This window comes from Parasedimentitalea huanghaiensis (assembly GCF_009753675.1).
GTDB classification, from domain to species: domain Bacteria; phylum Pseudomonadota; class Alphaproteobacteria; order Rhodobacterales; family Rhodobacteraceae; genus Parasedimentitalea; species Parasedimentitalea huanghaiensis.
Genome location: NZ_WQLV01000004.1, coordinates 110,180 through 121,076 on the forward strand (window position 1 = coordinate 110,180; position 10,897 = coordinate 121,076).

General features: G+C 54.7%; 14 protein-coding genes. 6 read left to right on the forward strand and 8 right to left on the reverse strand.

Annotated features, from left to right (window positions below):
* The first annotated feature begins 78 nt into the window (after positions 1-78).
* Positions 79-1,509 (forward strand): hypothetical protein, encoded by a 1,431-nt coding sequence (locus GO984_RS08165; protein ID WP_157022053.1) that lies wholly within the window; start codon positions 79-81, stop codon positions 1,507-1,509.
* A 20-nt stretch (positions 1,510-1,529) separates the two neighbouring features.
* Here GO984_RS08165 and GO984_RS08170 read toward each other — a convergent pair whose 3' ends face one another.
* Positions 1,530-2,156, reverse strand: a complete 627-nt coding sequence (locus tag GO984_RS08170; RefSeq protein WP_138161837.1) for a DnaJ domain-containing protein — start codon at positions 2,154-2,156, stop codon at positions 1,530-1,532.
* A 106-nt stretch (positions 2,157-2,262) separates the two neighbouring features.
* Between GO984_RS08170 and GO984_RS08175 the strand changes: the two genes are divergently transcribed.
* A complete protein-coding gene (locus GO984_RS08175) occupies positions 2,263-2,517 on the forward strand; it encodes a BolA family protein (protein WP_138161836.1) in 255 nt (84 codons plus the stop codon).
* Between the two features lie 20 nt (positions 2,518-2,537).
* Here GO984_RS08175 and GO984_RS08180 read toward each other — a convergent pair whose 3' ends face one another.
* Entirely contained in the window at positions 2,538-3,026 is a 489-nt protein-coding gene (locus tag GO984_RS08180; RefSeq protein ID WP_157022219.1) for a DUF4177 domain-containing protein, read from the reverse strand.
* A 175-nt stretch (positions 3,027-3,201) separates the two neighbouring features.
* On the opposite strand from GO984_RS08180, the gene GO984_RS08185 reads away from it, so the two are divergent.
* A complete protein-coding gene (locus GO984_RS08185) occupies positions 3,202-3,546 on the forward strand; it encodes a hypothetical protein (protein WP_157022054.1) in 345 nt (114 codons plus the stop codon).
* A gap of 73 nt (positions 3,547-3,619) precedes the next feature.
* A complete protein-coding gene (locus GO984_RS08190) occupies positions 3,620-4,468 on the forward strand; it encodes a hypothetical protein (RefSeq protein WP_157022055.1) in 849 nt (282 codons plus the stop codon).
* Between the two features lie 106 nt (positions 4,469-4,574).
* Here GO984_RS08190 and pepT read toward each other — a convergent pair whose 3' ends face one another.
* From pepT to GO984_RS08210, 4 genes are all read right to left on the reverse strand, one after another.
* A complete protein-coding gene (gene pepT, locus GO984_RS08195) occupies positions 4,575-5,837 on the reverse strand; it encodes a peptidase T (RefSeq protein ID WP_157022056.1) in 1,263 nt (420 codons plus the stop codon).
* Positions 5,838-5,933: 96 nt separating this feature from the next.
* A complete protein-coding gene (locus GO984_RS08200; RefSeq protein ID WP_157022057.1) occupies positions 5,934-6,248 on the reverse strand; it encodes a hypothetical protein in 315 nt (104 codons plus the stop codon).
* 489 nt (positions 6,249-6,737) lie between these two features.
* Entirely contained in the window at positions 6,738-8,249 is a 1,512-nt protein-coding gene (gene gatB / locus GO984_RS08205) for an Asp-tRNA(Asn)/Glu-tRNA(Gln) amidotransferase subunit GatB (protein WP_157022058.1), read from the reverse strand.
* A gap of 95 nt (positions 8,250-8,344) precedes the next feature.
* On the reverse strand, positions 8,345-9,079 hold the full coding sequence (locus GO984_RS08210) for a hypothetical protein (RefSeq protein WP_157022059.1): 735 nt from the start codon (positions 9,077-9,079) through the stop codon (positions 8,345-8,347).
* Between the two features lie 93 nt (positions 9,080-9,172).
* Between GO984_RS08210 and GO984_RS08215 the strand changes: the two genes are divergently transcribed.
* Positions 9,173-9,499: a winged helix-turn-helix transcriptional regulator gene (locus GO984_RS08215; RefSeq protein WP_157022060.1), complete on the forward strand. Its 327-nt coding sequence runs from the start codon at positions 9,173-9,175 to the stop codon at positions 9,497-9,499.
* A gap of 95 nt (positions 9,500-9,594) precedes the next feature.
* Here the strand turns inward: GO984_RS08215 and GO984_RS08220 are convergent, their stop codons facing one another.
* Together GO984_RS08220 and GO984_RS08225 are read right to left on the reverse strand one after the other, a co-directional pair.
* Positions 9,595-9,993 (reverse strand): hypothetical protein, encoded by a 399-nt coding sequence (locus tag GO984_RS08220; protein WP_157022061.1) that lies wholly within the window; start codon positions 9,991-9,993, stop codon positions 9,595-9,597.
* Positions 9,990-10,343: a VOC family protein gene (locus GO984_RS08225; protein ID WP_157022062.1), complete on the reverse strand. Its 354-nt coding sequence runs from the start codon at positions 10,341-10,343 to the stop codon at positions 9,990-9,992. Before GO984_RS08225 ends, GO984_RS08220 begins: the two co-directional genes overlap by 4 nt.
* A gap of 91 nt (positions 10,344-10,434) precedes the next feature.
* Here GO984_RS08225 and GO984_RS08230 point away from each other — a divergent pair, with 91 nt between their 5' ends.
* Positions 10,435-10,875, forward strand: coding sequence for a winged helix-turn-helix transcriptional regulator (locus GO984_RS08230; RefSeq protein ID WP_157022063.1), 441 nt, complete (start codon positions 10,435-10,437; stop codon positions 10,873-10,875).
* Positions 10,876-10,897: the final 22 nt, after the last annotated feature.

The window sequence follows — 10,897 nt, forward strand, 5'->3', positions numbered from 1 at the left end:
GACCTATGCAGAATTTCTGACTTGTGTTAGCTTCACCTATTGCAATTTAGAATTGAGCAAAAATTTTGTGGGTGCCGCATGTCAAATAACACAAATGAAATGCGATTTATGTCTTGGGATGAGCGGTTGGTTACGGTGTTTAGTTACACCGTCAATATCATCCTGTTGGTTCTGCTGATTTTTGTCGGCTCGTATGCCACGACTGAATTGGCAACACGTATTTCCGCGAAGGCATTTGTTGATCAACGGTTGTTAGAAGCCCGTAGCGAATTGGGAGAGGCTGCCTTGACCCGCGTGGCACAAGGCGATTTGGCCCGGGACACATCACCATCCGCGGATATTGATAAACTGACCCAGCGGGAGAGTGAGCTAAAGGTGTTGCGTGAGAACCTGAGCGCGCTGGAATTTGCCGGTGCACAATCTTCTGACAGTTCGGTCTACGCCGTTCAATCGCGGTACGAGGCACTAGCCTTTGACCAACAACGCCAGGTGCAGCGCGATAGCCTTGGTCGACAGATCGAAGCAGGCACGGCCAAGCTCAATTCTTTGGTTCAGGAATACGGTATTCTGCAGCAGATCACTGCGGAATGGGAAACGGACACAACTAACAAGGGTGACATCAATAGCCTTGGGTCTCTTCTGGAACTTTCGCACAAGGAACTGGTGAGTTTAATTCCTGCTGAAGACTTAGCAAGCTCTGCGTGGCTAAACAACTTCGATTCCCAAGTCGTAAATGCGCTTAGGAAATTTAAGCAGACATTGTCTGTTGAGGAAACGCCGGACGGCAAATTTGTCACCTACCAGAATCTGGACAGAGCAAGGGAAAATTTATTTTCTCCAGATTCTCTCAACCCAGATCGAATGTTGCTCGGGTTTCGTGACTTTGCCATAGCTGTGAAAGATGCCGAGGCCGCTGTTGGAAAGATGGTCACGGCTGCGGAGACGGAGCTGGAAAGACAAAAGACAGCTTTGGATGAGCTTAACGCATTGGTCGATGGGGTTATTGCCATGCCACATTGGGCATCCTCTGTCCCTTGGTTGTTCCCACTTTCCTATTTGCCAAATGACCTGTTGCTTGCCGTAGTTGTTATTACCTGTGCCGCCATAGGGTCTTTGTTCTCTGGCCTGCGGGCTGATGCGCCGGCCCCTTTATTGCGGGCACCTGTGGGGGCGGTTGCTGGGTTTATTTGTTTTTTGATCATGAAGGGCGGCAAATTCCTGTTCATCGTGCAAACTGCAGGTGTCGTACTTCCGATCAATCCATTTGCCGCCGCCTTTGCCGGGATTGTTGCAGGGTTGTTTACCGAGCGGGCCTATCTGTTGTTAGAGCGGATGATGAACAGAGTCGCAGATGATTTGGAGCGCAGCCAAGCCAAAACCAAGGAAGCTGACGATGCTAAGGATGAAAAAGTAGTAGAACCGGTTCTGCCAACGCCACAACCAACTGGCGATGGAAAAGGCCAAAATGGCGCGACCCCGGCACCCAATGGCAAGCTGGACCCCGCCTAGAGGGGGCCAGCTACCGTTTGTTATTTAAAGGTCTTGCTGTCCTTGATCTGGTCCCAGGCCCACATCACTTCTTGCAGCTGCTCTTCTTGTGATCGGTCGCCACCGTTCATGTCAGGGTGCAGCACCTTGATCAGCTTCTTGTAGGCCTTGCGGATCTCGACTTTGGTCCAGCCGTCATTGGCTTCGAGAATCTCGATTGCGCGACGTTCGGTTGCAGGCAGGCGGCGACCTGTACTGCCACCGTTCTTGCCGGGGTTCTGGGTGGCATTGGCGCCCAAGACCTGATGTGGATCCTCGATACCCAAACGCGCCCAAGCGCGGGCCTCAGGATCGCCTAATGGACGGGTCTCGCGTTCCCAGACCTTATCTTTGGAAGACTGCGCGTTTAGCTCAGCCTCGGTGGTGCCTTCAAAGAAACTCCACTTGCTGTTGTACTCACGGACGTGTTCCTGGCAGAACCAGAAAAACTCATCCAGCACGTCTGGTGCCTTGGGGGCGCGGAACTTACCGGCCTCCTCGCACCCTTTGTGGTGACATTCTCGGACGGAGGTCTCAGAGGCCCCCGACATGCTGCGCCGCCCGCGCGGGTTTTTCTTCTTGGCGGATCGGACCGACATATCGAAACCGAAAGGATCTGACTTGCTCATGGGGGTGCACCTTCTACGACGCATCTGTTCGACTCGGAGAAGACATTCTAATCTACACAGCGGCAGATAGAAGGGGGTTACAAAAATTAATATGGGAAATGTGACAATGAGCGTCAAAGACGAGATGGAAAACCGGTTACAGGCAGCATTTGAGCCAACTGAACTGGAGGTGGTTGACGATAGCGACAGTCATCGCGGCCACGCAGGTCACGATGGTAAGGGCGAGAGCCATTTTAATGTGCGTATTCGGGCAGCAGGGTTTGCAGGGCAGAATCGGGTGCAGCGCCACCGCATGGTCCATAAGGCACTGGGCGATATTGTGCCCCGCATCCATGCGCTGGCGCTGGACATAGATGTTTGATCACCGGGGGCGACAGCGACTTAGCTGTCGTCGTCAGTTTGCTGCTTGGCACGGGTTTTAAGCGCTGCGGTCACACCAGAAACCGGGCTTAGCTCTTCCACACCATCATCCGCCATCATCTCGCGTGCACCGGGACCTGGAACCGGCACCGCGTCAGGGGAGGCTTCGGGATCACCAGCCGTCGCAGTTAGTGGCACGGGTTCAGGTTGATGTTGCGGTTCAGCAAAGGGCTGCGGTGCAAACGCGCTGGTTCCAGCCTCTTGCCCTGCGGCTGGTGTGACGGGGCGGCGAAACACCATCACATTGCGCCAATTGGTGGTTGACCCTGTCAAACCTGCACGTTCCTCGCTGGGCAACAGTTCCGCGCGCTGAAACTCCCAGCCTTCGGCGCCCATGTCGTTCAGCAACTGCTCAATCGTCACGGCAAAGCGCCCATGCGGAGTTTTCACGCCTTTGGCCTTGGTGCCCTTGGCAGGGGCGGGAACAACCTTGTACTCGAACATCATCAGGATCCGGATCGTTTGTTTGTTACCGGTGTTTAGCAACTGGCGACGCCTAGGCCAAGACGGGAATGTCGCGGGTTGTCTGGGCGAGAGGAGGGTGGCATGGTCGCGGTATGGTTGATGGCGCTCAACTTCTAATTCAAACCGACACTGCTGGAAAACTAGAATAGAGGCTGCCCAGATGGATCTTGCAAAAATCGAAAGCCCAGAGAACCTAGTAGAGTGGGTCAATGAGCTGCCAGAAAAAATCCACAAACCTTTTTCTATGGTTTTGGGCGGCCGCACAGCTCAGCGTGTTTTAGCCAACGCCTTCTTTGCAATAGATGAGCGCAATGGGGGCAGTCCTCCAAAACTGTTCGCGCTTCGTTGTGCGGTAATAACTCAAGCCGTTCAGTTCGGCTTAGATCAAGCTTTGATATTGGCTTCTAAGGAGACACAGTCTCGTCTTATCCCGTCGAATTCAGCTCCTGATGAAGTATACCACTACACATTAAAGATAATAATAAATCTGGGGGGGGGCTGCTAGTGAACGCTTGGGAGATGTTTTGTACTCAGCAGGTCAAATTGCAATTCATACTCCCGCCCCGACGACTATGCTAATGGATGAAGTTCGGCTTGATTGTAAAGACTTAACTGCCAAGGGAACTCTGCAAGGGAAAGAGCTTTGGAGGATCTCTCGGGTCTCGTTTCCGAAATTTGAAGAAGATCTATTCATATTAGGAGATAAGTTCTGGCCGCGTTGGTACGCCAGTCTCAATGGTGGGTTCCCTCTACTGGGTTCTTGGGATGAGCATCGACAACTACTTTATGACATAGCTCTGATCTCAAATGGCGAATGGGAGAAAGGTGCCGAACATATTGCGGCGCTGATTGCTGAGATTGAAGCGAAATACCTACCAACAACAAGTGCTCCCAAATCGACTACCAACCTAGATATACCTACGGGGCAAATGCAGACCTATTTGCAAGTGAATCGGTTGTCATTGCCACCAACGTTGGAGGCCGTGTATGGACACCTGGAACTCGAAATCCATCGCTTGCAGGGTATCAATCACTGGGAGACGGAAGTTCAACAAGAACGGTCCCGTGATTTGGTTCGGAGACTGTTGGCTATGCTTGATGCAGTAGGAGCGTTACAGGCGCAGGCCGAAGCTCTGCCCGAAGAACCAACAGTGGAAGATGCGGAGCAAACCCAGGAACTCTGGCAAGAATACCTTGATTTAGGATGCGCATGGCCTCGGGAAAACGCGCCCGAGATTGTTGACAACGCATGGCGTGGTGGGCTGGTTGGTGTGACGTTTGCGGGGCTTACGCTTTGTGGGATGGCAGCGACCCCTGCGCTGGGTGTTGCGGGGCTCTTGTTTGGGACCAAGAAGCTGGTCGAGGCGGCAAAGGCGACCAAAGAAATAGCCAAGGTGGCCTTCCCCGGAGAAGGCGGCAGTAGTTGAGCCGTACCAGGTCCTTTTCTCAGCAAACCAAATCGTTCGTTTAGCTCGCTAAGCGTCCGACCGGGTTGGGGGCGGACGCGTGCCCGCCGCTGGCGCGGCGAGTTTATTAGGTGAATGGGGGCTGTTCCCCTAACTTTTCCGCCGCCAACTGTGCAATCGACAAACACACCTCGGTTGCCTTGGCCATATCCTGCACCGAAACCCATTCCTTGGGGCCGTGAATGCACTGCATGCCGGTAAAGATATTGGGCGAGGGCACACCCAGTTCGGTCAGGCGCGATCCATCAGTACCACCTCGGATCGGGATCGACACTGGTTCAATCCCCTGCGCCTTGGTGGCGGCATGGGCTAGCTCAACCGGGGCCATGTCTTTTTCCAGCCAGTAGCGCATGTTGCGGTATTGCGGCGTGATTTCGCAGGTAATGCTGGCGCGCGGTTCAGATGCCTGAACAGCGGCACAGACCTGACGCAGCAACTCGCCCTTGGCCTCTAGCCCGTCCATCTCAAAATCACGCAGGATGAACTTCAGCCTCATTTCGGACGACCCACCAGTCATGTCAGTGGCGTGGATGAACCCTTCGCGGTCATCGGTGGTTTCGGGCGTCATCGTGGCCTGCGGTAAGGTTTGCACGATTTTTGACGCCAGATGGATAGCGTTGACCAGTTTCGCCTTGGCCCATCCTGGGTGGATCGACACGCCGGTGATGGTGACGACTGCACCATCGGCCGAGAAGCTCTCGTACTCGATCTCGCCCACTTCGCTGCCGTCCAGCGTATAGGCAAAGTCTGCGGCCAGATCCTTGGGCAGTTCAGGTCCGACACCACGGCCAATTTCCTCATCCGGGGTAAAGCCGATGCGGATGGGGCCGTGCGGGATGTCGGGGTTGTTTAGCAGATGCCGCGCCATGGTCATAATGATCGCCACGCCGGCCTTGTCATCCGCCCCCAGCAGGGTGGTGCCCGATGCGGTGATCAGGTCATGCCCCTGTTTGGTCGCCAGATAGGGGTGCTCGGCTGGGGAGAGCACCAGATCGGGATCATCCGGAAAGGTGATGTCGCCGCCGTTGTAGCCCTTGATGACACGAGGTTTGACGCCAGTTGCATTGAACTGCGGTGCGGTGTCCACGTGGGCCAGCAAGCCGATGGTGGGGCCGGGGGCTGTGCCGGGGATGGTCGCCAGCACCACGCCATAGTCGGTCAGTTCCACATCCTGCGCGCCGATCTCGGTCAGCTCTTGCTTCATCAGGTTCAGCATGTCGGACTGGATCTCAGTACTCGGGGCCGTGGGTGAGTCTTCGTCGCTTTGGCTGTCGATGGCCGCATAGCGGACAAGGCGATCCTGAAGTTCCTGGGTGAAGTCGTTGGACATGGTCACTCCTCAAAAATTTTGCCTACAGAACGCTCCGCGCTGCGGAGTGTCAAGTTGATGACTTGATCCACAATTTGAGAAGATGATTTCCCTTGCTCAATCGAATTCTGGATTACGCCAAACCATAAGCGCAAAGTTTTCTGCGATGCCGGTATAGTTGGGAAGAGCGATCTCATGATCGAAACCCGCATACAAAGTAATGTTGATGAATGCGGAACGCCCCATGGCACCTTCCGTCAAGGTCTGGCGCTGAAACTCGGTGGTTCCTGAACGCTCCCGTTTGCCTGGAATTGGCAGAGCAATTGCGACCCCCTCCAAACCTGCTTTCTCAGCTAGGTTCTTTAAGGAAACGAGCAAGGGAGAGAGTTCCGGACCCAACGATTGGTAGCCAGCTCCAGTGGTAAGAAGCATACGGCAGATGTACAGCCACTTGCCTGAGGGATTATGTGCAGCTCCTGTTCCCGAAGTGGTTATTGCAGTCCAGTTTTGGGGGGCTAGCGCAACGCGGGATGGAAGTCAGATAACCGACAAGACGGCCCTTAGTTTCACTCACAAACGTGCCTCGTGGGAAGGTGTCAAAGCATGTGCTGACTGCGATATGCGAGTGCCTTGGATGAACAAAGGCAACGCTTCGTCGGCCAAGGGTGTCCGCTCCCGGACTATCTTGCAATTCCACAACCGCTTGCAGGTCTTTGTCGAGGGCTGAACGTGCAGGTAATGTTGCCAACGGGGGTTCCTAAATTGATTTTGAAAATTTTGCCCGAAAATATTGGTTCAACTCAGTATTAAAGTGCGATCGCCATTGGGTGAATTGGAAATGTGATTACCGTCAAAAGAAGAAGGGCGACCCGAGGGCCGCCCTAGTATTCATTGCTGTAACCCGCGGGTTACTTGGCCAGTTTACTCGCCCAGTTTCTGCGCCACCAATTGGTTCACCGCTTTGGGGTTGGCCTTGCCGCCGGTGGCCTTCATCACCTGACCGACAAACCAGCCAGCCAGTTTCGGGTTCACTTTGGCTTTTTCGACCTGCGCCGGGTTGTCTGCGATGATCTGGTCCAATGCAGCTTCAATCGCGCCGGTATCAGTCACCTGCTTCATGCCGCGCTCTTCGACGATCAGCGCCGGGTCACCGCCTTCGGTATAGACGATTTCAAACAGATCCTTGGCGATCTTGCCGGAGATGGTCTCGGCCGAGATCAGCGCAACGATGCCGCCCAGCTGTTCTGGGGTGACCGGACAGTTGGAGATGTCTTTGTCGTCAGCCTTCAGCCGGCCAAACAGCTCGTTGATCACCCAGTTGGCGGCCAGCTTACCGTTGCGACCTTCGGCGACGGCTTCAAAGTAGGCTGCAGATTCCACATCAGCTGTCAGAACCGAGGCGTCATAGTCCGACAGGCCAAAGTCGCTGATAAAGCGGGCTTTCTTGTCGTCGGGCAGTTCGGGCAGGGTGGCAGCAATCTGGTCTACCCACTCCTGTTCGATTTCCAGCGGCAGCAGATCTGGATCGGGGAAGTAGCGGTAGTCGTGCGCTTCCTCTTTTGACCGCATCGACCGGGTTTCACCCTTCTCAACATCGTACAGGCGGGTTTCCTGATCAACAGTACCTCCAGCCTCGACAATAGCGATCTGACGACGGGCTTCGACCTCGATCGCCTGCTGAATGAAGCGCATCGAGTTCATGTTCTTGATTTCGCAACGGGTGCCGAGGTGCGAGAAATCCTGCGTTTCCTGGTACTTTTCGTAGTCACCAGGACGACAGATCGACACGTTCACATCGGCACGCATGTTGCCGTTTTGCATGTTGCCGTCACAGGTGCCCAGGTACCGCATGATCTGGCGAAGTTTGCCAACAAATGCTGCGGCCTCTTCAGGGCCACGGATGTCAGGGCGCGATACGATTTCCATCAGGCAGACGCCAACACGGTTCAGGTCAACAAATGACATGTTCGGATCCATATCGTGGATCGACTTGCCGGCATCCTGCTCCATGTGGATGCGCTCGATGCGCACGTTACGTGCGGTGCCGTTGCCCAGTTCGACCAGCACTTCGCCTTCGCCCACGATGGGGTGATACAGCTGCGAGATCTGATAGCCTTGCGGCAGATCCGGGTAGAAATAGTTCTTGCGGTCAAAAGCAGATTTCAGGTTGATCTGCGCCTTCAGGCCCAGACCTGTGCGCACAGCCTGTTCGATGCAATATTCGTTGATGACGGGCAGCATGCCGGGCATCGCGGAATCCACAAAGGCCACGTTTGAGTTCGGCTCGGCACCAAACTGGGTGGACGCACCTGAGAACAGCTTGGCGTTGGAGCTAACCTGCGCGTGGACCTCTAGGCCGATGACCAGTTCCCAGTCATGCTTGGCACCCGAGATCACCTTGGGTTTGGGCAGTTCATATGTCAGGTCGAGCATCTCGCACCGGCTCCTTTGATCACGTTTGTCAGCGTTCTAGGCCAGCCAGCGGAGCGGGGCAAGTGGCCAGAGCGGTGTCTGGCCACTTGGGAGGGTTATGCGGTGGCGATTTGAGTGCTGCGACGGCGAAGCGCGCCCAAGGAGAACAGTTGGAACGCGATGAATATCGGCACAAAGTATTCGGGGAACAGGGCCAGAGGATAGGCGTTGATGATGTTGGGGCTGTCAAAGGCCATCAGCTGCATGAATCCAACCGAAGTGACGATGCCTAGGCTGACGGCGACAACAAAATCCAATAGTCCAATGATGCTGGCGCGGCGCACCAGTTGTTCGGCGTTTGCGTCCCCACGGCTCAGGGCGCGTGTGGCCTGAATAGCTGCGATCCCGGCCATGATGTCTCCGATCCCGGCGGGCAGGGCAAATTGCCAGGGGATAGCCCCCATGGCCCAACCAATCAGGAAGAACCCACCCATCAGACGCAGGCTTTGGATGCTGATCAGATGAATATGGTCAAGGCCACCCAGAATGGTCCGTCCAGTTTCCGTCCAACGTCCCAAAGCCCAAAGAAGAAATGCGCCGCCTAGCAGGGGCATCAGGGCATAGGGGGGATCGGTGGCTTGCAGCGGTGGCATCAAAATTCCAGCCTTGGCCAGGTTGACGGATAGGGCGTGCCAGACCCCAAGCAAGACTGCGATACCGCCAATTGCAGCGACGGTCTTGGCCTTGGACAGGCCAGATCGATGGGCGCCAATGGCGATTAAGCCGATGACAAGGGCAGGCAGGATCACGGCAAATACCTGCACATAGTAGGTTGCGATGGTTTCGAACATTGTGGTCTCCGAGCGTTGTGACTTCATTTATTGCAGTGACTATCAAATGAGAAGTTACTTCACATTTGCAAGGCTCGTTCCTAAATAAAGTGCATGGACGATGACAAACGCCGAAATTGCCCGATCCAACGGGCATCGAATGTGATGGGCGACCAGTGGTCGTTGCTGATCCTGCGTGAGTTCTTCTTAGAGGGTTCGCGAAGGTTTCAGGACTTGCAGGATGTGCTGGGGGTCTCACCCAATACTCTGTCCGGTCGGTTGCGTAAGCTGGAAGAGGGCGGCGTGCTGGAGCGTCGCAATTATTCGCAAAACCCGCCGCGCTGGGAATATCACTTGACCGATAGTGGGCAGGCGCTTGGTCCAATGATGTCGGCGCTTCGCGTTTGGGGCGCGGAACACACGCCTGACCTGCTGGATTGAAGTGGCTGAATTTACATAACTAAACTTGAGGGCTGAACTTCGTATGCGCGATGCGCAGCCTATGAAGGCAGCGCATCGGAAAATGCGTTTGGTTTCTATGGGAACTTTCGGTGGATCAATCCCAATAGGACACCAAACAGCACAAATTGGGTCGCACTGGCTAATGCCTCAACCCGGATCCAGGCCATGATTGACGGCACAGTGTATTTGGCCGGTTCCGTCAGCACAATATAGGAGGCCAAAAACAGGCCAAACGCCAAAGAAATGGTCATCGCATCACGCAGGCTTGGCTGTGACGGGGCCCATCGCGACAGAGCAAGGCTCAGGATGAACCCTTGAATGATCATCACGGTAAATCCCATCGGCATTATGGGAGCCTCTCGCAGGAAGCCCATTGCAGCAAAGTGGTCTGCATTCAGCACAAAGTGTGACAACCCCTGCACCGCAAAAGTGACCGCCATAAAGGCAAGAACGGAAATCAAGTGTTTGGTCATGGCTTGGTCATTTCACCCCGTTTCCACAACGCCAACGGAGCGCCACCCGGATCTTGCATGAATGTGGCTGTTCCGGCGGGACCTATTAGGTTCTTTGCAATGATCTTTGCGCCATTTGTGACGGCATTGGCCACGGCTGGTTCCAGATCCTCGACTTCGATGTAAGGGACCCATCCGCTGACACCGTCCATGCTGTCACAGGTCGCCGCAAAGGGCAGTTCGCCCTCATCCGTCAAAAAGGTCATTGGGCCGATGTCATTGGCCGACCAACCGAATGTCTTGCTCAGAAAGTCGGTCGTTTCGTCTCGCGTCGCTCCGATGTTGTCAAACCATACAAAGGGTGAGGGCATTTCGTTCTCCGATTCACTTTTATTTTGCAAGTGGATTGTCGAGCGGGCGCTTTCAAATTGCAAGTGAAAATATTTCTGTTAGTCTTTCGATATGAAAAAGTCAGATAAAATCAGGTGGTCGGGGTGCCCTGTTCGCTATGCAGCTGGAGTTTTTGGCGACAAGTGGTGCTTTGTCTTGCTGCGGGACATTCTACTGCATGGTAAGCGGTACTACGGAGAGTTCGCCGCTTCGGAAGAGGGGATATCGACGAATATTCTGGCGGATCGGCTGTCACGGCTGGAAGGTGATGACATGTTGACGCGTCATGTTGACCCCAACAAGCGAAGCAAAGTTTTCTATCTTCCGACACGCAAAGCGCGCGCCTTGTTGCCTGCATTCCTTGGTATGATGGTTTGGGCGACTGAGTTTGATGAAAACACCGAGGCTCCGGCATCCTTTGCCAAGGCATTTCGCGAGGATCCCAAGGCGGCTATTGCCTGGTATGAGGCTGAAATCGACCGCGTCAACGCAGGGCTGGAGTATTCTTCCTGATAATGATTGTGGGTCGTCGATA